The 22,957-nt window shown below is 55.6% G+C and carries 19 protein-coding genes; 6 read left to right on the forward strand and 13 right to left on the reverse strand.

What is annotated here, in order from left to right:
* Positions 1 to 179: 179 nt before the first annotated feature.
* The 5 genes from RBB62_RS16210 to RBB62_RS16230 all read right to left on the reverse strand — a co-directional run bounded on the left by RBB62_RS16210 (position 180) and on the right by RBB62_RS16230 (position 3,434).
* The gene (locus RBB62_RS16210) at positions 180 to 641 is read right to left on the reverse strand and encodes a DMP19 family protein (RefSeq protein ID WP_309400109.1); all 462 of its coding nucleotides are present in this window, start codon (positions 639 to 641) and stop codon (positions 180 to 182) included.
* A gap of 59 nt (positions 642 to 700) precedes the next feature.
* Entirely contained in the window at positions 701 to 1,099 is a 399-nt protein-coding gene (locus tag RBB62_RS16215) for a hypothetical protein (protein ID WP_309400110.1), read from the reverse strand.
* Between the two features lie 80 nt (positions 1,100 to 1,179).
* Positions 1,180 to 1,878, reverse strand: coding sequence for a choice-of-anchor R domain-containing protein (locus tag RBB62_RS16220; RefSeq protein ID WP_309400111.1), 699 nt, complete (start codon positions 1,876 to 1,878; stop codon positions 1,180 to 1,182).
* 70 nt (positions 1,879 to 1,948) lie between these two features.
* Positions 1,949 to 2,461, reverse strand: a complete 513-nt coding sequence (locus tag RBB62_RS16225) for a hypothetical protein (RefSeq protein ID WP_309400112.1) — start codon at positions 2,459 to 2,461, stop codon at positions 1,949 to 1,951.
* A gap of 511 nt (positions 2,462 to 2,972) precedes the next feature.
* Positions 2,973 to 3,434, reverse strand: coding sequence for a hypothetical protein (locus RBB62_RS16230; RefSeq protein ID WP_309400114.1), 462 nt, complete (start codon positions 3,432 to 3,434; stop codon positions 2,973 to 2,975).
* A 240-nt stretch (positions 3,435 to 3,674) separates the two neighbouring features.
* Between RBB62_RS16230 and RBB62_RS16235 the strand changes: the two genes are divergently transcribed.
* The 4 genes from RBB62_RS16235 (at position 3,675) to RBB62_RS16250 (ending at position 8,952) form a co-directional block, all read left to right on the forward strand.
* Positions 3,675 to 5,084, forward strand: coding sequence for an integron integrase (locus tag RBB62_RS16235; RefSeq protein WP_343219100.1), 1,410 nt, complete (start codon positions 3,675 to 3,677; stop codon positions 5,082 to 5,084).
* A 1,155-nt stretch (positions 5,085 to 6,239) separates the two neighbouring features.
* Positions 6,240 to 7,280, forward strand: coding sequence for an ABC transporter substrate-binding protein (locus tag RBB62_RS16240; protein WP_309400116.1), 1,041 nt, complete (start codon positions 6,240 to 6,242; stop codon positions 7,278 to 7,280).
* A complete protein-coding gene (locus RBB62_RS16245) occupies positions 7,271 to 7,966 on the forward strand; it encodes a GTP-binding protein (RefSeq protein ID WP_309400117.1) in 696 nt (231 codons plus the stop codon). Before RBB62_RS16240 ends, RBB62_RS16245 begins: the two co-directional genes overlap by 10 nt.
* 2 nt (positions 7,967 to 7,968) lie before the next feature.
* Positions 7,969 to 8,952, forward strand: coding sequence for an ATP-binding cassette domain-containing protein (locus RBB62_RS16250; RefSeq protein ID WP_309400118.1), 984 nt, complete (start codon positions 7,969 to 7,971; stop codon positions 8,950 to 8,952).
* A gap of 66 nt (positions 8,953 to 9,018) precedes the next feature.
* On the opposite strand, the gene RBB62_RS16255 is transcribed toward RBB62_RS16250, so the two are convergent.
* The 5 genes from RBB62_RS16255 to RBB62_RS16275 all read right to left on the reverse strand — a co-directional run bounded on the left by RBB62_RS16255 (position 9,019) and on the right by RBB62_RS16275 (position 14,733).
* Positions 9,019 to 9,780, reverse strand: coding sequence for a tetratricopeptide repeat protein (locus RBB62_RS16255; RefSeq protein WP_309400119.1), 762 nt, complete (start codon positions 9,778 to 9,780; stop codon positions 9,019 to 9,021).
* Positions 9,781 to 10,159: 379 nt separating this feature from the next.
* A complete protein-coding gene (locus RBB62_RS16260; RefSeq protein WP_309400120.1) occupies positions 10,160 to 11,527 on the reverse strand; it encodes a hypothetical protein in 1,368 nt (455 codons plus the stop codon).
* 67 nt (positions 11,528 to 11,594) lie between these two features.
* Positions 11,595 to 12,488, reverse strand: a complete 894-nt coding sequence (locus RBB62_RS16265; RefSeq protein WP_309400121.1) for a rhomboid family intramembrane serine protease — start codon at positions 12,486 to 12,488, stop codon at positions 11,595 to 11,597.
* 165 nt (positions 12,489 to 12,653) lie between these two features.
* Positions 12,654 to 13,400, reverse strand: a complete 747-nt coding sequence (locus RBB62_RS16270; protein ID WP_309400122.1) for an FkbM family methyltransferase — start codon at positions 13,398 to 13,400, stop codon at positions 12,654 to 12,656.
* Between the two features lie 313 nt (positions 13,401 to 13,713).
* Positions 13,714 to 14,733 carry a glycoside hydrolase family 130 protein gene (locus RBB62_RS16275; protein ID WP_309400123.1) on the reverse strand — a complete coding sequence of 340 codons (1,020 nt, stop codon included), beginning with the start codon at positions 14,731 to 14,733 and terminating at the stop codon, positions 13,714 to 13,716.
* A gap of 254 nt (positions 14,734 to 14,987) precedes the next feature.
* Here RBB62_RS16275 and RBB62_RS16280 point away from each other — a divergent pair, with 254 nt between their 5' ends.
* Together RBB62_RS16280 and RBB62_RS16285 are read left to right on the forward strand one after the other, a co-directional pair.
* Entirely contained in the window at positions 14,988 to 15,956 is a 969-nt protein-coding gene (locus tag RBB62_RS16280) for a family 43 glycosylhydrolase (protein WP_309400124.1), read from the forward strand.
* A 49-nt stretch (positions 15,957 to 16,005) separates the two neighbouring features.
* Positions 16,006 to 16,782, forward strand: a complete 777-nt coding sequence (locus RBB62_RS16285) for a sugar phosphate isomerase/epimerase family protein (protein WP_309400125.1) — start codon at positions 16,006 to 16,008, stop codon at positions 16,780 to 16,782.
* Between the two features lie 50 nt (positions 16,783 to 16,832).
* Here RBB62_RS16285 and RBB62_RS16290 read toward each other — a convergent pair whose 3' ends face one another.
* Genes RBB62_RS16290 through RBB62_RS16300 form a run of 3 tightly spaced genes read right to left on the reverse strand, consistent with a single transcriptional unit; the run spans position 16,833 to position 22,945 of the window.
* Complete coding sequence (locus RBB62_RS16290; protein WP_309400126.1) at positions 16,833 to 19,001, reverse strand: glycoside hydrolase family 36 protein; 2,169 nt, start codon at positions 18,999 to 19,001, stop codon at positions 16,833 to 16,835.
* A 26-nt stretch (positions 19,002 to 19,027) separates the two neighbouring features.
* Positions 19,028 to 21,331: a sodium:solute symporter family protein gene (locus RBB62_RS16295; protein WP_309400127.1), complete on the reverse strand. Its 2,304-nt coding sequence runs from the start codon at positions 21,329 to 21,331 to the stop codon at positions 19,028 to 19,030.
* Positions 21,332 to 21,370: 39 nt separating this feature from the next.
* A complete protein-coding gene (locus RBB62_RS16300) occupies positions 21,371 to 22,945 on the reverse strand; it encodes a hypothetical protein (RefSeq protein ID WP_309400128.1) in 1,575 nt (524 codons plus the stop codon).
* Between the last annotated feature and the right edge of the window lie 12 nt (positions 22,946 to 22,957).

Below are 22,957 nucleotides of genomic sequence, written 5' to 3' on the forward strand. Positions count from 1 at the left end.
GTTCGGTACTGCGACGTCCTTTTTTCATATGATTTTTCGATATATATGACCGAAAATATTCTCACTAGCAATGGACCAGTTTAAGGGGGCCCTGCCAGCGCCTACCTCTTGAAAGAGAGCGAGGCGCTAGCGGCGCTGTAAGAGGTTAGGTGAGTCGCCTTGTTCGAATTCTTGCTTTCCTATTTAAAATTTTCCTTAAGCCATGCGACCGCCAGCCTGCAGCTTTCCGCTTTCAAATGGAAGTCATTCTCGTCGCAATCAAAATATTCCTTGTCTAAGGCTTTTAATTCCTGATCCAGTTCCTCGCTATCGGAGTCCGACAAAGATATTTCGTGAACTGAACCACGACTAAACTCAAAGCCATATCGGCGATAGGTCGATAAGATTTTCTCTAACATCTTTAGGTCGTCTACAGAGCCCACCTTCTTTAACGCATCTGCAAAGTTACAAACCTCGTCCGGATCTTCAATAAAACCTGCAGAACTGACATAGCTAGGAAAACTGGTGTAGAACTCATAGATATGGTTAATGAATTCAAGGCCGCCAGTAGTCTCTGTTTCGTTAACCACTCTTTCGAGGATGTAAACAGCCTCTGTCTCACTTGTAAGAATATCCCTGATGGATTCTGATACTTCTTTCATTTACCGAACGCTGAGGTCAGACGACGGCGGCGCTAGCCGACGTTGTCTGAACTGACTTGTTAGCGTAATTTAAATTCTTCTTTTGTCTGAAAGGTTAGTTTGAACTTCCGTGCCTGAATTCTCCATACGGCCCAATCTTTGTTTTTGTGAAATCCTCCGATTTCATAACATCCATTTTTCACATCTTCTGTTTGAATCTCGTCGATTGGGATTGAGTCGTCAGGAAAGGGAAGTGCCTCCTTTGTGTCTTTCCATAATTCTTTTTCGTTTTTGGTGACTCCAATGCATTCGAAAACACAATCTTTAATGATCCATTCTTTTCCTTCGGATTCTAAAAGTGGTGGGCCATACGCTCCAGAATCGATAGTCATGCGAATGTAGTCAGGCTTTTCCTCGATAGATTCGAGAGAGCCATCGTGAAAACTCACGTGATTGAGATCCTGAAGAGTCAGTTCCATCTTTTCTTCGCTAACGTCAGAGGTCAGACACGGAGGGACCCGCGAGGGTCCCGGAGTTGTCTGCACCGACTTGTTCGATTTTACTTCAGCTTCTTCCGATATGCCACGAATGCCAACGAAAAGCCTCCCAATAACAAAGCATAAACGTGTGGCTCAGGGACCGGAGATGCATTAATCTCCAAGGTAGCAATACCTCCACCAGCATCTGTCCAATTCGGAAAAGAAATATCGGTTTTCACAAAGCTCTGATTTCCTATCGACCATCCATCGCCTAAGAAATCTGTCTCCCCTAACGAGTTGACATTCTGCCATTCATAATGTGAAGGATCTGGAGAAGATGATACATCGGCTTGAACAACTATCCAATAGGTTGTGCTCGGATCTAAACTAGATGAAAGGCCTGTAAAAAATGCACTGCCAGGCGATGCAGGATCACCAGAAAATAGCGATAATGTATCAATTGGAGCAAACGAATCGCCAGGTAGACCAGCTACATCTTCAAAAACTTCAATGAACATTGGCCCAGGTGTACCTGTCGCTCCAAACTCGAACTTTAAAGACATGCCTTCGAGTAAATAGCCACCACTATTACTTCCAGTAGTAAAAGAATGACTCCACTCAACGTTCTCTCCGAAGTTCTTTCCGATTACCAAAGAACCACCAGGTGCTGCAAAATGGTGATTGCTAACTGCAATTACCGCGTCAAGGGATGAGCACAAACTCAATCCCGCCAAGAATGATAATATTTTTAGTGAGGTTTTTTTCATAAAATTTTTCATCGAACGATGAAGGTATATGCGAAAAAACGCCACGTTTTTTCGTCATATATCCTGACTGGTTATGCTTTTCTCACAAGACAACCGGGATACCATCTGGGGGTAGATCATTCTTCCACCCGAATAACTTTGTTCCAGCCGCATACCATTCAAAGATTTCGTGAAAGAAGCCCTTTCTCTGAATTCTGATTTCGACTGCAACCCAACAAAGATCTCTAATAACGTCGTCAGTTAAGCTAAGTGCAATCGCATCGCCAACGCCTGTATCATCTGGATATCTTTCAAGGTATCCCTCAAGACCTGCCCATACGCTCTGAGTCGACCCCGCGCTGACCGATTCGAATATTTGTGAGATTTCTTCGTCGGAGATCAGCGACAATGCATATTCTTCTAGCTTCTTTGATTGATCGGCCCAGAAAAACCGACTTTTGGAGTTCCAACCGTCCCAATATCCATCATAAGCCTCTGAGAGGTCTGACGCTACCATAACTCCACTTCTCACTTTTCCGGTCTGTTCGAACCATGGAAGCGCTATGAAACGCTCTACGGCAGAGGCAGCGATTTCTTCTGATTCTTTACTTTGCATAACGTTGAGGGTATGTGGCGAAAATGCGCCAGCATTTTTCGTCACATATCCCGATTTGTTATGATTCCCATGCGTAGTCTGTTACGTGCCCGTCGCGTAGGTGAACTGATGCGAATCTAATTGAATTATTTGGCTTGGTAAGGTCAAAGATCATGCAAATGCTCTCATCCTCTGCCCAGACTTCGCTAATTCGGAGTAGGCTCCTCTCAATCCTTCTTCCATATTCGCTACTTAAAAGTTCTTGCATAGCTACTCTTTGCATTTGCTCGAAATTTCTATCCACCAGTGACATCTGTTCCCGATCACGACTCGAGGGTGATATGCCCAGCCCACTAAAGTAGAAGGATTGGCCTGCGTACGTGAGGAGCTTCTTCCACGAATTCCGATCTTCAAATACAGTGTAATATCCAATTTCAGGATCGTAGGCTTGCCGCTCGATTGATTTTTTCACGAATGGCTCTTCTCCTTCATAACGTCGAAGGTATATGCGAAAATGCGCCAGCATTTTACGTCATATATCCTGACTTGTTCGGTTTTTAAGTCTTTGCTCTAAATCATTATCGGTCAATTCATCAAGAGTGCATAGGTCATAGATGTCCATGCTCCCCTGGTCATAGAGGACAAATAAAGGAGAATACTTCTCTCCGCCAGCTTCATTCCAGCAATCAGAAGCCCATTGGAACAAATACTCTTCAGCATCCTCATGGACACCTTCATCAAGGTCTTCATCGGACCACTCCCATAACTCATCTGTAAATCGACTCAGTGGTGATGGGTAACAAGTATCAATAGACATATCCAAGGTCATCCATGCCATGGCAAAAGGAATAAGACTTCGGCCATCATTAACATAGTAAAGTCCAGCATATTCAGCGTCATCAGGAAGAGGCAGCTGGATGATTTCGAAGCATGCAGACACGAAGTCACTTTTGTGCCTTGATAGATTTAGCTTATATTTTTCGAGTCTGCTCATTTCCTACCGAACAGTATTTTTTAAGCGACGAAAACGTTCATTGAACAAGATCGTGCTGATGGGAAGTGGGCGTGGCGGGGAGTGAAGTGAATGGAGGTAGTAATGATGCGGGATGTGTCATGATTAAATGGGCAAGGTTAGGCTTAGTGGCGGTAAAGTACTTTACACTCGTTTAGGTCAAAGTTGGCAAGGCTATTTCGTTTTCAAGTTATGCACATTGAAGTGTGGATAAGTTTTTAGGTGAATTTATTGACAATTGAACGAGCGGTCAGTTTGTATGTGTTCATGCAAATGGTCGTATTCAAGAACTGGACCAGCGCGTTGCAACGTTCAGGGCTGCCGGTGCGGCGTCAGCAATCTTATACGATTACTATTCGCTGGTATCTGGGCTATCTGGCCTCGCGGAGAGAGGCTGCGAGCGTAACCAGCGCCCGTGAGTTTATGCAAATGGCCGTTGCCTCAAAACAGCCACATGGGTGGCTGGAGGAGTGTTGGAAGGATGCGCTGCGGTGGTTTTTCAGCAACGCGCCGATACGCAAAGAGGCGGGGCAGGCGCGGTCGTTGATGGGGGTCGAGGCGGGCCCGAGCAATGTTAACCACAACGATGCAAGCCCTCAAGGTGAAGGAATTAGAAAGCGGCGGGATGCCGCTTCGCCTCTCAGCTGGGCGCAGGCCGAAGAGCGGATGGTTGCGGCAATGCGGCGTGAGGGAAAATCTTACCGCACGGAGCAAACCTATGGCCATTGGGTGCATCGTTTTCGACGTTTTGTTTCGGCGCGGCGGGCTGCATTGGCGGGAAAGCCTGGCGAGTCGGTGCAGGCTTTTTTAGATGCGCTGGCGACGCAGGATAGGGTTTCCGTGGCCACGCAGCGGCAGGCGCTCAATGCGGTGGTTTACTTTTTTCGGGCAGGCTTGCAGCGTGAGTTGGGTGAGATCGGGGAGTTCCGGCGTGGTCGGGTGGCCAAGCGCGAACGTGAAGTGCTGGCGCAATCCGAGGTGAGTTGCTTGTTCGATCATTTGCCGGAAAAGTGGCAGTTGTTGGCCAAGTTGCAGTATGGCGCGGGCTTGCGCAAGGAAGAGCTGTTAACCCTGCGCGTGAAAGACATCCACTTTGAAGAGCGCCGGATTCTTGTTCGCCAGGGGAAGGGGGATAAGGACCGCTATGTCGCCTTGCCCGAAGTGTTGGTCGCGCCATTGCAGGCGCATTTGAAGCGTGTGCGCAGATTGCATCAACAGGACCGGGATTCGCAGGCGCCAGGCGTTTACTTGCCCAATGCATTGGATCGCAAATACCCGTGCGCGGGGCAGGAGTGGCGCTGGTTCTGGGCGTTCCCGGCAGCGCATGCGTCCACGGATCCACGGTCAGGCGTTGAGCGTCGGCATCACCAGCATGGCGCGTCGTATCAGCGGGCCTTGAAAGAGGCGGCAGAACTGGCGGGCATCACGAAGCGTGTCACCACTCATGTTTTACGGCACAGTTTCGCCACGCATTGCCTAGAGCGGGGAACGGACTTGCGGAGCCTGCAGGATGTTTTGGGGCACGCGAGTTTGGAGACCACGCAGGTCTATCTGCATTTGGTGCGTAAGCCGGGCCGAACCTTGCCCACGCCGCTGGCGGCCTGTGTGTCCAGCGACCTGCTGGAGAGGTAGATTGGCTGGAGGGCAACGCTTCGTCGTTGCCGCAACCTGTTGGCTGCTCTGCCTCCCCGAAAATCTGATTCCACCTAATGCGGCAACGACAAAGCGTTGCCCTCCAGTGGGCGCTGCCTGCCTTGGCAACTGAGAGTTCCTAAGCCAGGATTTGCCAGTTTCTGCTTGGGAATCTGGCTAGATTCTAACCGAGCGGCAGACTGAGGCTAACTGGGACTCTGCACGAGTCTAACCTAGCAACAGGCTGAGTCTAACCGAGCCTTAGCGTGAGTCTAGCCGAGATTCACTCGCTGGTTAGGTTAACTTCGCACTTATGCCCCGTGGTGGGTTGCTTGCTAGGTCAACGATTGCTAGCCGCAAAGCGTGTTGGACCTCAATCTGTCCGGAGGAAGAAGCAGGAGGGGGTCGAAGAAGCAGGAGGGGGCGAACGTAGATTTCAAATATTGACCACTGCCAATGCGTTGGAGAGGAGGTCAAGGGGGGCAGTTTCGAAGTGGATCTCTGCCACGAAAGCATCAACCCGCTTTTTGATGTTCGGTGATGTCACCAAGGGTGTTTTTCAATGCCACACCTGTGTTTTCAAAAAGAACCGCTGCTGTACTGGAGCAACAACAGTGGCTGTACTTGCTCGATAACCGATGCTGTACTCGGGAAAGAACCGAGCGGTTCTTTTCGAGTTTCCTACTAAGGCTTTTCGGAAACAACCGTATAGGCTTTGGCCAGTTTCCTACGTAGGCTTTTCCGAGTTTCCTACGTAGGCTTTTGCGGGGCGTGGCGCGCGGGTGCGGATGACGACCTTGTAGAGGATTATCCAAGATCCTGAGTCGCAGCTCAAAGCCCGGACTACTGCCTTGGAATGCCTCGCGCCGAAGAAGTCGGATACATGAGCTGGGCGAAGCCGGGGAACCGTTCGATCATGACGTTGGGCGCGGAGGAGCTCTTTGTGTTGCCAAGGTTTGAGAATGTCCGTGAGCGGTTGCATGGTCAGAAACTTCGCTTATGCGCGGCTGTTTTCGGCTTTGGTGATTAGCAATCTGGTGCGGGGTATTACGATTTTCGATAACTTGCCTCTGAGCTGCGTGATATTGGACAATCGGCCAGCTCGCAGAGTCGAGGCATGGGGCATGCTGCGAAATCGTCTCAACTAAATTTGCCATGAATACCGACTTTTATGACGAAGACCCGTCCTTTCCCGAGAATGAGAACAACGTAGCGCGCAAGCTGGATTACTTGGGGTATGCGCCGTGTCCGATTCGCGCGGAAATGCAGCGTCGCATGCATGCGTATTACAAGGCGCAGGCGCCCGAGTTTGGCGCGATTGACTGGTTTTCGCCGGCGGGTTGCTTCCATGGCGGCCGCGAAAATGATCCTTACGACACGACTTGGGAAACCGGTGCCGAGGACGACATGCCGGGCGTGATGAGTGATGGCGGCAGCAGCGATTTTTTCACCGAGCTGGGCCACAAGCGTTGGATTGAGTCAGGCGTCTACGGCGCGATCGAGAAGCCGGAAATTGCCATTCGCCCGGAGTTGGCCGAGGCGGACATCATCGATCCGCTGGGGGCGATGCACCTCTACGCGACTTTCCCCACCGTCATGCTGGTGGACCGCGAAAAGCTCGGCGACAAGCCGATGCCGAAGCGCTGGGAAGACCTTAGCAATCCTGTCTACGAGGGCGACATCACGCTCGCCGGGCACAGCGATGGCAAGCTGGCCGACAACACGCTCTTCAACACCTGGAAGCGCTACGGTGACGAGGGGCTCATCGGCCTGGGGCGCAATGTGCGTCAATTCTGGTCGCCCGCGAAAATCGTCAAGGCTGCCGGTGCGCGGCATCCGGAGGGCACATCGATTTACTGCCTGAATTACTTCTTTGCCAGCAGCCGTCGCCGCGCAGAAAAGGTGGAGCTCGTCTGGCCGGAAGAGGGCGCCTACTTCCAGCCGTTGATGGTCCTGGGCAAGCGTGGTCGCCGCCCGGTCAGCCAGTTGGCGATTGATTTTCTCTACGGCGAAAACTGGGCGAAGTATCTCGACTCCGTTGGCTTCCCGTGTGTCCGGACCTACGCGGGGCAAAAGCCGCTGCCGGGCAAGCTGGCGTGGACTGGTTGGGATTTCATTCGCGGCCACAATCTTGAGGAGCTGCGCACGCGGCTCAACGAGGTCTTCACCAATGCCCGTCCCGAAGTATGCAGCTGATCACGGTAGGCGGGCCGCCATCCTGCGGCAAGACGAGCGTCATCCTGAAGACGCTCCAGCACATCCGTGAGGACGGGGTGCGCGCGGGCGTGGTCAAGTTCGACTGCCTGAGCACGCAGGACATGGAAATATTTGAGGCGGCGGGTGTCCCCGTGCTGACTGGCATTTCCGCGAATTTTTGCCCCGACCACTACTTTGTCACCAACATCGAGGACTGCTTCGCCTGGGGGCAGCGCGAGGGGCTGGATTTATTGATCAGCGAAAGCGCAGGACTCTGCAATCGCTGCGCGCCGCACATCAAGGGGTTCCTCTCAGTGTGCGTGCTCGACAACTTGTCGGGTGTCAACACGCCGCGCAAAGTCGGCCCGATGCTGAAGACAGCCGACACCGTGATCGTCACCAAGGGCGACATCGTCAGCCAGGCCGAGCGCGAGGTGTTCGCCTACCGCATCCGCCAAGCCAACCCGAAGGCGCGCATCCATTTCGTCAATGGCATCACCGGCCAAGGCGCGTGGGAAGTCAGCCGGATGTGGAAAACCGCGGCTTCCGCCGAGACGCTTGAAGGCGGCCGCATGCGCTTCCCGGTGCCCACGGCGGTGTGCTCGTATTGCTTCGGCGAAACGCGCATCGGCGAGGAGCATCACCAAGGGACCGTGCGCAAAATCAACATTCCGGAGGCCAGCTAGTCATGCCCAGTTCAACGGAGGTCGATCGCTTTTCTTTTGCAGATTTGGAGTCGTTCAACGAGTTCCTGAAACTACAGCATCTGCCGTTGGCTGATGCATTACCCGCAAATTTGAGCGCCTACTGGGAAACGCTTTCCTGGGAAACTCAACAGGCGAGCGGCTTCACGCTGGAAGCGCTGCAAACGGCGATTTCGCAATTTCTCGAACGCGTGGAAATTGGAGAGGACGCGGCGATCCATTCGCTCGATGTCCTGCGCGGTCGTGACAAAGATGGCGCGCCGGAGCCGCATGATTTGCGTTTTGAGCCGGGAGATGTAGTCTGCCTCGTCGGGCCGACAGGCTCGGGAAAAAGCCGTTTTCTGGCCGACATTGAATGCCTGGCGCAAGGGGACACGCCGACGGGTCGCCGCATCTTGATCAACGGCCAGCCGCCGGCCAACGTCAGCCGTTTCAGTGGGGAAAGCGGGCTCGTGGCGCAGATCACGCAGAACATGAATTTCATCATGGACCTGACGGTTGCCGAGTTCCTGCACATGCACGCTGAAAGCCGGAACCTCGACAACGCCAGTGAGATTGTGGCGCGCGTGTTAGAGGAGGCGGTATCGATGGCGGGCGAGCCATTCGGGCCGGACAGCCAGATTACCCAGCTTAGTGGGGGGCAGTCGCGCTCGCTGATGATTGCCGACGCAGCCTTTCTCAGCCCGAAGCCCATCGTGCTGATCGACGAAATTGAAAATGCTGGCGTCGACCGCAATCGTGCGCTCAAGCTCTTCATCGAAAAGGGCAAGATCGTGCTTTTATCGACTCATGATCCGATCCTCGCGCTGAGCGGGCACAAGCGGATGGTTATTGCCAACGGCGCGGTCACGAAAGTAATTTTGCCCGATGACGCCGAACGCGCGGCCTGCGAGAAACTTCAGGCGATGGACGCCGTCATTGCGCAAGTCCGCGAATCCCTCCGCCGCGGCGAACGGATTGCGCTCTAGTAAAAGAAAAGGCCACGGACTGCTTAGTCCATGGCCTTTGGAGGAAAGTGGGTTGATTGCTGAGGCTTAGCTTTCGACGTTGAGTTTTTCGCTACGGATCAGGGCTTCAGCCATGCGCTTCCAGTAGGTGACGTTTTCCATCTCGGTCACGTTCTCCAGAATCTTCTGCGCGGCGTCGCGGTTGCCGGAGGCAAGTTCAAGCTGGGCGACTTCCAAGGCGGCTTCAGCGCGGATGGCGGCCAGGATTGCGGCGGAGTCCATCAGCGTGGTGAGGGTCGCCTTGCCAGCGTCGGTTTGGCCGGCCTTGATCTGCGACATGCCCACGCCGAGGCGGGCGCGGCCTACGATGACCGTGTCTTTGAGGGCGGGGACGGATTGTTGGTAGAGTCCGATCGCGGTTTCGAATTCGCCGGCGGTGTATTTGTCGTCCGCAGCCTTGAGGGTGGCGATGCCGCCGAGCGCGGTGTCGCTGTTGGCGGCACCGAAAGATTGAAGCTTTTCCGCGTCGCCGATGGCCAGGCTGTAATCTTCCTGGAGGTTGGCGACCTGGTTGGCCTGCATCATCTTCCAGGTGTTCACGCCGACCACGCCAAGGATGGCGATGACAATCGCGGCAATGATGGTGCCCTTGTTGTTCTGCCAATAGAGCCAGGCGCGGTCCTCGAGATCGGCCTCGGCAAAGGCGTCATCGATTTCCACGATGTTACGGTCGTCTCCCTCAGCTTTGGAGGCATGTGGGGCGGCGCGCTCAAGCTCCTCGCGGGAAAACCTGGGGTCTTCGGCGAGGCCATCCTGGCGCTGCTTCTTTTTCTTGGGCGGGCGATTCATGAAACGGAAAAACGGGCAGGTTGTAATTCCCTGCCCGCGTAGTCAAGCGAAAGCAATGGCCCGGGCCTTCTATTTAAGGCCAACGGGCATTCAGCTTTCAGTCATTTTGCCCCAACGGGGCTGCGCATCAATAGCCCAGGGTTGGCATGAGGCCGTAGAGCGGCTGAATGCCTACCCTGGGGATACGAATACGTGAATTGCCTATCCCAACGGGATTGCGTAAAACGACATCTTGCGCAGCCCCGTTGGGGCAGGGGAATCACCGGGCATCCAGTTCCCAGGGTAGCGCTTCCCGCAAGCGGTTCGCTTTAACCCTGGGCTATTGATGCGCAGCCCCGTTGGGGCAGAGTTAGCAGCAATCAAGATACGAAATGTATCCCTAACGACCTCCGGGGGGAGGGCCGCCGCGGAAACCACCACCGCCGAAACCACCAAAACCGCGACCTTCGCGGACTTGGAGCTCGCGAAACTGCTGTTTTTTGTCGTCGGAGTAGTCGGAATCGGCCAGATAGGCCTCAAATGCTTCACTGTCTTGCTCGCGTAACATGGGCAGGATCATGCTTTCCAGGCGCTCGCGACCTTGGTCATTACTGACCGAACTAGCCCAGGTGAGGGCGGCGGCGGGATCGTCCTGCGCAGCCTGCATTGAGAAGAGGCCCACGGCGCGGTCGAGCTCGGATGTCTGGGGCAAGGTGTTGAGCCAATTCGCGGCAGCCTCCATGTCGTAGCGGGTCCAGCTGGCGATGAGGGTGGTTGCAAGTCGCGCTTGATCAGTCGTTTCTGGGTCTTGTGCGCTGAGCCATTCGGCGGCGGCAGCAGGGTCGTCATTGGCCCAGGAGCGGAGCAGGGAGCGCTGTAAATCGCTGTAGCTGGCGTCGTCGGCCATGCTGTCCACGAATTGACGGGCGGCCTCAGGATCAGTGGACGCCCATTCGCCGATGATCTGCTCAAGGGCTTGGTTGCGGCTGGAGCCTTCGCTCATGGCAAGAGACATGGTCAGCGCTTGATCGATCTGGTTTTGCTCCACCATAGCGTTGATGACTTCACGCAGAGCGCCGTTTTTAATGCGGCGGTCGCTGGCAGTGGCGTCGGACATCGCCTGGACGTATTGGAAGGCGGATTCCGGGCTGCTTTGGGCGTAGCCTTTGACGATGTCGCGGAGGTAGTCGCCGTAAATGCGGGCTGAATAGTTGTCGCCATTGGTGTTGAGCCAGTTAATTGCAGAAACGGGGTCTTTGCTCGCCCAACCTTCGAGGACTTGGCCAATGCCGCGGGTGCGCATTTCGACGGAAGTCAGGCTGTTGGCATAGGTGAGGGCATTGGTCGGATCGAGTGCGCCCCATCGCTCCAGCATGGAGAAAACAAGCATGTTGCGCTCGCGACCAGCGGGCATCGCCAAGACTTCGTCCAGAGCGCTTTGTAACTCACTGGGGCTCATCGACATGGCGTCCACGGCGGCTTGCATCCAGGTGGCGCGGGTGAAGTCGCCATTGCGCAGGCCTTCGAAGCCGGCGCGGGTCTTGTCGGAGGCTTCGTCCTGTAACTCGGCCATAAGCTCGGCAGCCGCATCGGCGTCGACGGTAATGGTGGAGCCGTCCTTGGAAGCGGAGAGCTTTGGTGCGCTAGCCGCCGACTGGTTGGCTAGGGCGGGGGAAGTCAGGCCCCTGGAAGCAGACTGACCAACGAAATAAGCAGCTGCCAGGCTGGCTATCCAAAGCGCTGCGAAGATATACCACTTTGAATTCATACCAGTGGTAAAACCTAGGCTAGGGACTAAAGTTTCAGTCGCCGAGTGAAATCTTTACCGCGTGCGGCTATTTTTTCAGCAGATCGCCCGCATCATCGAGCACCTTCTTTTCCTCATCATTGAGGGATTGGAAGCCTTCGCGGTTGATTTTGTCCAGGATGCGGTCGACTTCCTTGCGAAGGTCTTTGCGATTGGTCAGGTTGACCTTGAATTTGCCGGTGGATGCCTGGGTGCGCTTCTTGGTCCACTTTGGGGGCTCGACGGAGACTTTCTTCGCAACGGATTCAAAGAGGGGCGCCGGGCGCTGGAGGACGCGGTAGAAAATATAGCCAGCCAGTGCGCCGCCCAAGTGAGCGGAGAAGGCGATGCCCGCTGCTTGCATAATCGGTTGATAGCCGAGCAGGTAGGCTAGTTCGATGAACAGGAAGCCAATGGCGTCGATGCCGACCACCACCCACAGCAGCGTGCGTGGGTTGAAGGAGACCGGAAGGATGAAAAACAGGAGCAGTGAGATCTGGCCATGAGGCCAGATGAGGCAGGCGGTCACCAGTAGGCCGGCGATGGCGGCGGAGAAGCCAATGACTGGCTGTCCGTAAAGTTGCTGCGGGCCAATCAGCGCGTGAATGCCCAGCCAAGTGACGCCCCCCAGGAAAATCGAGCCGAGGATCAGGTGGAGAAAGCGTTTCGGCTCTAGCTCTTTGGATAGCCAGCGACCGATGACAAAAAACAGTATACCGTTGATGAAGAAATGCTGTAGCCCGCCGTGCATGAGGCTGTAGGTGAAAATCGTCCAGACCTTGCCGTGGCTGACGTTGTCGACCGAGAGCGCCACCCAGTTGTAGAGGAAGGGCGCGGCGCGGAACCACACGCCGAGGATGTTTTGCAGCAGGAATGCGCCAATGAACACCCACAGGACCCACCAGAAGTAGTCCACGTGTCGAACCGGCGCACGATTGCGCATGTATGGTCGGTCATACAGCATCGTATAGCTAAGACTGTCCTTGTAAGGCCTTGTTCAAAATTATCTGTAGATTACGGGTGCGTCTGCGGACAAAACTATTATCGTAAAGTGCTATCTGGCAAGTGGAAGTGCGGTAATTTCAGCAGAGTTTGCACGCTGGCTTGTTCAAGCTTTGCCGCGGAGGCGTTTGAGCGTGATGCGTAGCTTGCGGAACGGCATGCTGAGGTAGAACTTGCGGATCTGCTCAAAGCGCGGGGTAGCGTTCTCTAAAGTGAAGTCGGTGAACCCGGCCGGGGCATACCAGTTGTTTGAGCCCATGCGGTTGATGAAGCGGTAGCCGCGCTTTTTGAGATAGCGGTGCAGGGAGAGATCCTCCATGTGGTCTTCAACCAGGATGAGCTTGGGCTGATATTTCTCCAGGTCGAAGCCCTCCAGAGCCGGGATCTCCATGCCCTCGATGTCGATGGACGCAAAGTCAACATGCTGGACGCCGGCTTCTTCGAGTGCGTCGTTGATCGTGCGCAGGGGGACATCCTCGTAGCGACAACCGTCGCCCTCGACACGCTCCATGACTACTTGGGACATGACGTCGCCGCCTTGTTCAGCGGGTGGGATCTTAATGTAAGCCCCGCCGACATTGTCCGGGCTGACCGCTCCGCAGCGAATGGCGCGACTCCCCGGGCGCTTGGCGACTAGCTCTTCGTAGCGCTGAGTTTGTGGTTCGATCAGCACACCGCTCCAGCCGCGTTTTTCGAGCAGATAAGTCTGGCTGAGGCGAATGGGCGCATTGGCGCCGACTTCCAGGAACACGCCGTCGCTGCGACGTTTAAAGTAGTCCCAAATGATGCGGTCTTCTCCCCATTGGGAGTAGGATTCATTGTCTGGGGGGGGCGCTTGTGTGTCGGTCGGCATAGTTGCAGAAGAGCAGGATCTTCGCAGTTTTATGCATGTCACAGTGTGGGTAAAGGCCAATCCATTCGGAGCCACCAGCTATTGTGGCTCAGCGTAGCTGATTCCGTTTTGGCGATTTGAGCACCTTTCATCTAAGTTGGCCGATCAGGCCGCAGTGAATTTTTTTGTGTTCAGCAAGGCGGCTTGAGCGCGGCAGGCTGGAAACCTGTGAGCGAAAAGCCAACGAAGCTGACGCGGAAAAGCGCTCGGTTAAGCTGTGCAAAGGATGGGGATCCTCTGTGCAGTTTGTTTTTGAAGTGCAATAAGTGATTTCTTAGATCGGCTCGATGGCGCTGAGCAGGCTTTCTAATGTGCCTTCAGCCAGCGCGACCACGGTGTCGGCGGCACCGTAATACATCTTGACCGTGCCATCCTCCTCAAGGAGGAAGCCGCCGGGGAAGATGACTGAGCCGCGAAAGCCTTCTATTTCGTAGGGAGCCTCGGCGCGCAGCAGAGGCTGTTTGCTGATGCCGATTACCCTGCTCGGGTCGTTGAGGTCGAGCAGCATTAGGCCGCTGACGTATTCCTTGCACCATGACTTGGGCTCCCAGCCTTGCAGCGGGTTTTCCTTGTCGATGTGCACGGCGTGGAAGGTGGTTAGCCAGCCCTTGTCGGTCTTCAGGGGAGGAGCGCCGGGGCCGATCTTACCATTGGTGAAGGGCACTTCTTCGGCACCGAGCACTAAGCGCGACTCGCCCCAATATTTGCCGTCCACCGACTCGCTGATCCAGATATCGAACATCTCTTGCCAGCCCTTGGAATAAATAGGGAAGGGGCGATCTAGGCGGTAGAGCTTGCCGTTGATACGCTCCGGGAACATCACCATGTTTCGGTTCTCCGGGAGGGACAGTGAGAGCAGCTCCCACTTGCGCAGGCATTTGCTGGAGCACTTGGCGATGCCGCCACGCACGCCATGGATCGTGTCGAAGGCAAAGCAGAAGTAGGCCTCGCCGTCGATCAGGGTGATGCGTGGATCGTAGATGCGGAAGATTTCCTTTTCGCCAAAGCGCTCGTGGTATTGATCCTTGAGCCACTCGCAGGCAATCTTCTGGTCGAAGACGGGCTCCGGATCGACGTCCCACTTGATGCCGTCCTGACTGCGGGCCAGACCGACGCGGGTCAAGCGGGCGTCCGGCGTGGCTTTGGGACCGGAGTCGGTGCGGAAGAGCATGACATATTCGCCGTCCCACTTGGCGATGCCGGCATTGAATACGGACATGCAATCCCAGGGGATATCTGATTCCTGCAGGATCGGGTTAGCGGCGCAGCGTTGAAGCAATGATGTTGGGGCCATGATATGAATGAGTTGAGGTTCTATTCTGCAGGATGGCCTACCTGTTCGAGGTGTCCACTCAGAGGTGTTGTTCGGGGCTGAGTAATTTAGTAAAAAGGTTGCGTATGCTGGATGCTCCCGAGGCAGAAGGCGCCTGAAGTCAGGGAACTTTATGTGTGACGCGATATTGCGCATTAAAGACAATGATATCTCAGATTGGACAAGTTATCACGCTTTCGCAAAGGCGGAAGGCGTTGATAAATTATCAGCAAACAATGTCTACCCAGCAAGCACTTCAAACTATCTATCCGGGCAGAGTTTGGCCCGATAATCGTGGCCAGCACATCCAAGCGCATGGTGGCGGTATTATTCGTCTCGACGGCGCTTGGTATTGGTTCGGCGAGGACCGATCGCAGGGCAACGACCCGGCAAAGCGCTACGTTTCGTGTTACTCATCGACGGACTTGGTCAACTGGATTTTTCGTAATCAGGTGCTCGCCACGTCCGCACCGGAACCGCTGGGCGAGAAGTGGGTGCTGGAGCGCCCGAAGGTCTTTCACAATGCGAAGACGGGGAAGTTCGTCATGTATTTCCACCTCGATGGAGAGGAGTATCCCGGTGCCCCTGAATACAGCGCTGCTCGCATTGGCATCGCAGTTTGTGACACCGTCGATGGCGACTACAAATACGTTAAGAGTTTCCGGCCATTCGGCATGGAGAGCCGCGACATTGGTCAGTTTATTGACGATGACGGCACGCCGTATTTGATCTTCGAGAGTCGTCCGACGGGCAGTTTTTCAATTGCGACGTTGACCGATGATTACATGGATGTGGCCGAGGAAATCTGCCGCATTGAAGCACCGTTGGAGGGCGGCGCAATCGTACAATACGAAGGCTTATATTATTGCATTGGTTCCCATCTAACGGGTTGGTTTCCGAACCCCAACAAGTATGCGACGGCGCCATCACTCGCCGGTCCGTGGTCTGAGTTTAAAGATTTTGCGCCTGAACAAACACTGACGTGGATGTCGCAGTCCAGCAACTTGATTAAGGTGGTGGGCAGCGAGGCAACGACCGTCATTTACGTGGGTGATCGCTGGCGCCCAGAAGAGCATTGGGATGGACGCTATCTCTGGATGCCGGTTAAGATAGGCGGTGGCAAATTTGAGCTGCCATCACCGACGACCTGGACGCTCGACATCGAAACCGGTCGCGCTAAAATCACTGGACCTAACTACTACTAGCCTCGTTGGTATTTCTCATTAACCTCTAAGCAAACCCAAATCGACCATTATGAAAATCGAACAAGTTGCTCTGATCACTTACACGATTCGTGATTTTATTCAAACGCCGGATGGCTTCCGCGAGAGCATGAAGAAGCTTGCCGACATCGGCTTCCAGGCAGTGCAAATTTCCGGCATGGCGCACGATGTTGTGGCGGAGGAAGAAATTGCTCAAGTCTGTGCGGACAACGGCCTAACCATCTGTGCGACGCACGAGCCTGCGCCGATGATCCTGGCCGAGCCAGAGAAGATCGTTGAGCGACTCAACAAGCTCGGCACGAAATACACCGCATATCCTTTTCCGACTGGCTACGACTTTACCAAGCCCGAGGCCCTGCCGGATCTGATTGCGAAGCTCGACAACGCGGGTCGCGTGCTCCGTGAAGCTGGCCAAGTGCTGACCTACCACAACCACGCGAACGAGTTTCTCAAGGTCAACGGCAAAACAGTCCTTCGCCACATCTACGACGAAACTGATCCTCAAAATGTGCAGGGAGAAATCGATACTTACTGGGTGCAGCTCGGTGGCGGTTGCCCAGCGAAGTGGTGCGAAAGCTTAAGCGGACGCCTGCCGCTGCTTCACATGAAGGACGTCGGCATTCACGAAGTGAACAAGCCTATCATGCACGAAATCGGCTACGGCAACCTCGACTTCAAGTCCATCGTCGCCGCCGCGGAAGCAGCAGGTTGCCAATGGTACATCATCGAGCAAGATGTCTGCCCCGGTGATCCCTTTGACTCGCTGAAGAAAAGCTTCGATTACATCAAGGAAAACTTGGTGGACTAAGAGGAAGCCAATCGATTTTGAAAGCGGAGCTCATTACGGGCTCCGCTTTTCTATTGGCGTTCCAGGAGAGCAACGTAGCCGCGGAATTCCTTGGCTGCCGGTAATTGCAAACTCTGCGATGCAAAGCTTGGGGTAGCCGTCGTCTGGTCGGCCATCGCTTGAGTAAGCTTCCAGTCATCTTGGATCGGCAATTCAACGGACAAGGCTTCTGTATTTATGCGTTCGTATTCGTGGATCACGACTAGTGCTTGCTGCCCGTCTTTGCTCACGCGGCAGATGCCAGACCAGCCGACGGGGTCGCGCCAGCATTGCGGAGCTTCGCCAAGGAAATGCGTTTTGCCTTCCTTGATGATTGGCGAAACTTTGCGATACAAAGCAACGGCCTCACGCACGGTGTCCATCTGTGCGTCGCTCAGTTCGTGCACCGCGCCGGACAAGCACATGCGGCCGTAGAAGGTGGCGGTCAGCGAATAGACGAGCCGCTCGGCGCTGTCGCTGGGGTGGAGCACTGCCCAGATCTGCGATTGGCGCGGCGGTAGTAGGTAGTGGAGCTGCCGGGCGACGATTGGAATGTTCGTCGACTCGTGTGCATCGGAGAACGAGCTCATCGAGGTCAGCGCCATCATCGACGGCTCAAGGCGATGCCCGCCAGAAGCGCAGTTCTCGATGACCAACTCGGGCACGTGCTCCTTGACGCGCTTGAACTGGCGGTAGATGCCTTCCACCTGCTGGCGGCAGCCTTCGCCCAGTGAATCCGGGTGATCGCAGCCCATGCCGATGTTGTCATTGTAATCGACCTTCAGGTAGCCGAAGCCACTGTCGCGCAAGAAGCGGATCAGCTTATGGTCGAGGTAGTCGATGACCCACGGGTCATTCAAATTCCAGAAGCGGCGCGAGCCAACGGTCAACACGCGGCCACGGCGGTGAAGCTGGTGCTCGGTTTGCGCAAAGGCCTGGGAGCCGGGGTTGCAGATTTCGAACTCGAACCACACGCCCGGGATGAAGCCCATCTCACGGATTGCTTCGCAGGTTGCTTGGATGCCGTGCGGGAACTTTTCGTTGTCGAGTATCCAGTCGCCGTTGGACTGCATCGTGGCTTCGGGCGGACGCTTGGCCCAGCCGTCGTCGATGACGATGTATTTCACGCCGGTGCCTTGCAGTCGCTTCGCGAGCGCAATGGTTTTATCGTGACTCGGCGAGCCCCAATTGGTGCACCATTCGTTGAAGATGACGGGTAGGTCTTTCTCGGACTCGGGCGGCTCGGGGAGGAACGCTTCCTGCGCCTCGACCAGTTTCGCGGTTAAGTCATCGATGCTGCCCACCACGCACGCGACGTGCGCCTTCGGGCTTTCAAAGGATTCACCCGGCTGTAGCACTTTCATCCAATGGCCGAACTCGTAGTCGGCCAAGCCGCCGGACAGCGACACGGCATCCGCGCGGCGTGTGACCTCCATTTGCCAAGAGCCCGCCCACGCGAGCTGCGCGCCCCAAAGCACCCCTGCTTCGGTGTCTTCAAGCGCGACGAAGGGGAAATACTTCCGCACCGGTTGCGTGCCGACTTGTCCAAAGCGCTCGTTGGTCAGGATGTTGCCCTGCCAGTTGCGAACGAGGTGCAGGTCTTCGAGCAAGGTGTCTTCGTGCTTCCCTTCGTTACTCCACCAGCTTTGAAAGCGATGCAGGCGCAGGCGTCCGGCAGCGTCGTCAGGGGCGAACGGCGTTAAGCCGGATAGAACGAAACTCGATAGATGCTCTAGTTCAATCGGCGCGTCGCCAACGTTGACGACCTTGCTCCACATGCGCAGCGTGCCTTCGACTGGCGTTGGCTCCATGTAGTGAAATACTCGCAAGCCACTGGCTTTGTTTTCAAGGCAAGTGACAATGACGCCGTCGCCATGTTCGCTGTCCGCAGCAACGTTTTCCACCGGACGCAGGCCGAGCGTGGTCTGGCTGTCCTGCATGGTCAGCCCTTCGAGGAAGCCGAAGTCCATCGGGTCCTGCGCGAGCTTTACCTGCACGATGCTGTCGGGCTTCACGACTTGGGCGTGGCCGGCCAGACACTCGGGGCGTCCGTCGATCTTGGCCCGTCGCGCAATGAGCTCATTCACTTTGCTTTTTGGGCAAAGGCGTAGCTCGATGCCGCCATGGCTGGTCGGCGCGAGGTCGATGTGCAGGCCGTTGATTTCGCGGGCGCTGGATTCGGATACAGTTACTTCGGGCATGCAGAAAAGGGTGTAAGGGGTTGTGGCTAGCGGTCGGTCTTTTCGTCGTCGCTATTTTGAGTGTCGAACGACTCCTTGTCCACCAACGATACGTGGCCATCGACCATGCCGTTATCGAGCGGGTTATCGATGCGCTCGGCCAGGTCGCGGAAGAGGCGGCGGATGTCGATGACGCCACCAACGAGGAACCACACCGTCGACACGATGCCGAGGATCGCCGTCACGACCATGCTTGTGATGAAGTAGTAATTGCTCCACCACTCGACGGGCCAGGGCTGGAAGGCGTTCCAAATCAAGACGCCGATGAAGCACAGGCCGAACTTATAAACGATCGCGTAGCCGAAGACGGACCACGCAATGACACGGTCGCCGCGGGTGTATTCCGGCGTGATGCCGATCAGCTTTTTCATCGCGGTGCGCGGGGTCCACTTGAACGGTTCTTTGTTCTCGTGGGCCACGTCGTAAATGCCGCGATGAAGCAGGCGGTCAAGGTTGTAGGGCTTGCGCTGCGTTAACAGCGAGCCGATGATGTAGGCCGCGATGCCGGAGACCATTGCCATGAAATACAGCTCGTAGGAATTGATGGGGAACTTGACCGCATCCATCTCCCAAACGACATACGGATTGAGCGGGCGCGAGACCCATTCAAGGAAGTTGCCGACCGGCACATCCCAGCCGTGCGATGACAGCCAGGGGAAAACCGTTTCCGCCCAATTGCGCTGCATGAAGAGGCCGACGGCCGACAAGCCGGAACCAAAAATCAGCGAGCCGAAGGCACCCACGGTGTTGCCGAAGCGGCTGTATAAACCGAAGATCATGATCGGCCCGGCTCCCCCAAGCCAGAGGGCCGTCATGATCACGGTAAACATCAGGATGTAGTCGATCTGAATGAAGAAGATCGACACCACGAAAAAGAAAATGCACACCGCGACCGAGGTCATGCGCAGCACGAGCAGGTGTTGTTTGGGCGTGAAGGGTGTTTTGCGGAAGGGGAGAATGATGTCCTGCACGATGGTCGACGAAGCGTTGAACACGCGGGAGTCGTCGGTGGAAATGAGCAGCATGATCATGAGCAAACAGAACAGCCCCATGATGCCGATGGGCAGGATGTTGCGCAGGGCAACGGGCAGCATCATCTGATGGTAAAGCGTGCGGAATTTTTGAAACTCCAGATTGCCCTCCGGTGTGCCACCGAGGACGTCCTGTGCGGTGTTGATGTATGGCGTGTCGATGTTGCTCTCCTGTGAGAGCGGCGCGTCGACGCCGATCTGGTGCACTACCTTCGGAAGAGAGGCGATCTGCGCATTGAGCTCGGCGCGGGTGCTTGGATCGCTAACGGCCTCCGTAGCAACTTTCTGCGTTAAGGCACTGCGGATGTCGTAGGCTTCGTTGGCAAATTTTTGGTGAGTCATCGCGGCCATGATCATCACGACGACGAGCATGATCATGAGCCATGCGTAAAGGCTGCGCCAAGTGGCGAGGATGCCGGCCATCTTTTGCTCGTGGGGCGTGCGTCCGCTGCCGGTGGTGTCGTTGCCGATCCAGCTGGCCTTGTTGAGGATGCTGCCCATGATCGTGACGAACAGCGCGAAGATGTTGAAGTCGCGCAGCTTCTCGATGTCGAACGGATTGATGAAGCTCTCGCCGGAAACGCGGTCCACCATCACGGGCGCAATGGTGTCGTCCCATCCGAAGTGCAGGAACACATAGCCTGCGATGATCACGAAGATCGGGTAGCTCATCAGGCCTTGAAACGCGTCCGAGATGAGCAGCGAAATGCGACCGCCCGGCCAGATGACCACCATGCACAAGCAAAGCGATCCGCCGACGATCAAGGCGAAAGTCGGCAAGGCCATGCCGAAGACTTCGAGCTGATGTGGCAGGCCCAGGAAGTAGATGAAGAAGTTGGCCGCGACCGCCGGGCCGATGGCGTTGGTTACCATTTCGGAAATGGTGCGTAAGCTCGCCGCCACGATACGTAGCGAGCGGCTGTAGCGCATTTCCAGAAACTGGCCGATCGACAGCGAGCGCGTTTCGCGGAAGCGGTAAACGCAGTAACCCGTCAGCCCCATGATAATGCCCACCGGCACCGTTAAATACTCCCAGAAGGAGAGGGCGTAGCCGACCTGATACTTGGACTCGACGAGCGCCACCAGAGTGATGACGCTCAGGCCCGCGGTTAAGTCACCCGCGGATAAGACATAGCGTCCGGCCACACGCCCGGCGGCTAGGAAGTCCACGACGCCGCGCACGTATTTCTTGCTGTATACCGACAGGTATAAAACGAACGAAACGGGCACGAGGACAATAAGCCAATCGATCCAATGCATGGGAAGCGGGGCTGACGATTTGTAGGCGCGGGCGCAGGATTAGCGGACCAAGCGAATCAGCACAACATGTGGCGGCACGGCGAAGTGCGGCAGGAAGAGCTTGCCGTCTTTGTCTTCTGTGAAGGCCTCGTAAACCTTGCCGGTCATCAGGTCGGTCACTTCCACCTTGGTTCCTTCGAAGGGAACATCGATGGTGATATTGGCGGCGCGTGCGGAGCGGTCGCCCACGCGCTCCATCGACCAGACGGCGAGCACGTTGTCACCGTTGGCGTCCTTAAACTGGTAGTTGCAAATTTCGTCGAGCGCTTCGATCGTGGAGCCGTTCCACCAGTTGACCGGGCGGGAGTCAGGGCGCGGTTGGCCTTTGACGATTTCGTAGTCGAGCTCGTCGGAAACGGTGAAGCCATCGGTCAGCTTGGCTACTTTTTGGATCGCGAAATAGACCGGCTTGCGCTCGCCGTCTTTGGTGATAAGTCCGAAGTGGTTTTCGGAATTCGACTCGGCTTTCAGCGGATCATCCTGCGAGTAGTCGTCGTCGAGCAGCGAGTAGTAAACACTCACTTCGACGCCGAGGCCGAGGCCTTCGACAAAGCGGCGCTGAGCATAGACAGCGACGGCGTGGTCGTTGAAGCCCCAGTAGTTGCCGCCCCACTTATTGGGGTCGCCCTCCCAGCGTTCGCGGAAGCTGCTGTAGCCCCATTCGGTCAGCCACATTTCGTCGGGACCGTTATGCTTGGCGGAGAAATCCAACTGCATTTCGATGAACGATGCGAAGGTGCCGTGTTCATCGGTGACGCGGCGGCCGCCGTTTTTCTCGATCGTCTTCTCGTTGTCCTTGTAGGGCATTATCTCCGGCACGACGCGGTAGCTGTAAGGGTGCGCGGTGATGCCATCTACGTTCTCCGAAAGACCGGCTTCGATCTGGCGGTAGTTTATCGCGGGGAATGAGCCGAGGCCAATCACCTTGGCGTCGGGATTGACAGCCTTCACGGCGTCGGCGGCCTTGTTAAGTGTGATGCGGTAGTGGTCGACCCAGCCTTGCACGTCGAGCGTGCCGTTCGTGAGGCCATACCAGTCACCGCCTTTTTTGGTGCCTTCGCCATAGTGTGAGGCGTAGTGGTGGAAGGGCTCGTTTTGCACTTCGAACACATCGACTTTGCCTTTGAGCTCTTCAGCTAGGTAGGCGCAGAGCTTGGCGTAGCCTTCCGGGTCGAAGGAGTCTTCGCCGTAAAAGCTACTGCCGCCGGCAACGGTCAGGATGATCTTGATGTTGTTTTCATGGGCGAGGTTGATCCACTCCATGTCTTGCCAGCGCATCTTGTAAACGCCCTTCTCCACTTCGATCTGGCTCCAGAGAACTTCATCGCGAATCCAGCCAACGCCGAGTTCGGCGAGGGCGGGCATGTAAGTCTTGGGATCCCAATGCTTCATTCCTTTCTTGCGGATGAAGTGCGTGCACACGCCCATGTGTTGATTACGGATATCGGTGCTCGTGGCAATCGATTCCTGGATGGTCTGGTTGGGTTGAGTTTCTGTTTGCGCAGGTGTGGTCGGCGCGGCTACGGCTCGCAATACGGTGGCGAGCAAAACAAGGGTATATACTGGGTTTCGCATGTCTAAATTGAA

It is taken from the genome of Cerasicoccus maritimus, from assembly GCA_031296935.1.
Taxonomy (GTDB): Bacteria; Verrucomicrobiota; Verrucomicrobiia; order Opitutales; family Cerasicoccaceae; genus Cerasicoccus; species Cerasicoccus maritimus.

Excerpts from the sequence above, each read along its gene's own strand:
- RBB62_RS16210 (WP_309400109.1), bottom strand. The coding sequence starts at position 641 with ATGAAAGAAGTATCAGAATCCATCAGGGATATTCTTACAAGTGAGACA.
- RBB62_RS16215 (WP_309400110.1), bottom strand. The coding sequence starts at position 1,099 with ATGGAACTGACTCTTCAGGATCTCAATCACGTGAGTTTTCACGATGGC.
- RBB62_RS16220 (WP_309400111.1), bottom strand. The coding sequence starts at position 1,878 with ATGAAAAATTTTATGAAAAAAACCTCACTAAAAATATTATCATTCTTG.
- RBB62_RS16225 (WP_309400112.1), bottom strand. The coding sequence starts at position 2,461 with ATGCAAAGTAAAGAATCAGAAGAAATCGCTGCCTCTGCCGTAGAGCGT.
- RBB62_RS16230 (WP_309400114.1), bottom strand. The coding sequence starts at position 3,434 with ATGAGCAGACTCGAAAAATATAAGCTAAATCTATCAAGGCACAAAAGT.
- RBB62_RS16240 (WP_309400116.1), top strand. The coding sequence starts at position 6,240 with ATGAATACCGACTTTTATGACGAAGACCCGTCCTTTCCCGAGAATGAG.
- RBB62_RS16245 (WP_309400117.1), top strand. The coding sequence starts at position 7,271 with ATGCAGCTGATCACGGTAGGCGGGCCGCCATCCTGCGGCAAGACGAGC.
- RBB62_RS16250 (WP_309400118.1), top strand. The coding sequence starts at position 7,969 with ATGCCCAGTTCAACGGAGGTCGATCGCTTTTCTTTTGCAGATTTGGAG.
- RBB62_RS16255 (WP_309400119.1), bottom strand. The coding sequence starts at position 9,780 with ATGAATCGCCCGCCCAAGAAAAAGAAGCAGCGCCAGGATGGCCTCGCC.
- RBB62_RS16260 (WP_309400120.1), bottom strand. The coding sequence starts at position 11,527 with ATGAATTCAAAGTGGTATATCTTCGCAGCGCTTTGGATAGCCAGCCTG.
- RBB62_RS16265 (WP_309400121.1), bottom strand. The coding sequence starts at position 12,488 with ATGCGCAATCGTGCGCCGGTTCGACACGTGGACTACTTCTGGTGGGTC.
- RBB62_RS16270 (WP_309400122.1), bottom strand. The coding sequence starts at position 13,400 with ATGCCGACCGACACACAAGCGCCCCCCCCAGACAATGAATCCTACTCC.
- RBB62_RS16275 (WP_309400123.1), bottom strand. The coding sequence starts at position 14,733 with ATGGCCCCAACATCATTGCTTCAACGCTGCGCCGCTAACCCGATCCTG.
- RBB62_RS16280 (WP_309400124.1), top strand. The coding sequence starts at position 14,988 with ATGTCTACCCAGCAAGCACTTCAAACTATCTATCCGGGCAGAGTTTGG.
- RBB62_RS16285 (WP_309400125.1), top strand. The coding sequence starts at position 16,006 with ATGAAAATCGAACAAGTTGCTCTGATCACTTACACGATTCGTGATTTT.
- RBB62_RS16290 (WP_309400126.1), bottom strand. The coding sequence starts at position 19,001 with ATGCCCGAAGTAACTGTATCCGAATCCAGCGCCCGCGAAATCAACGGC.
- RBB62_RS16295 (WP_309400127.1), bottom strand. The coding sequence starts at position 21,331 with ATGCATTGGATCGATTGGCTTATTGTCCTCGTGCCCGTTTCGTTCGTT.
- RBB62_RS16300 (WP_309400128.1), bottom strand. The coding sequence starts at position 22,945 with ATGCGAAACCCAGTATATACCCTTGTTTTGCTCGCCACCGTATTGCGA.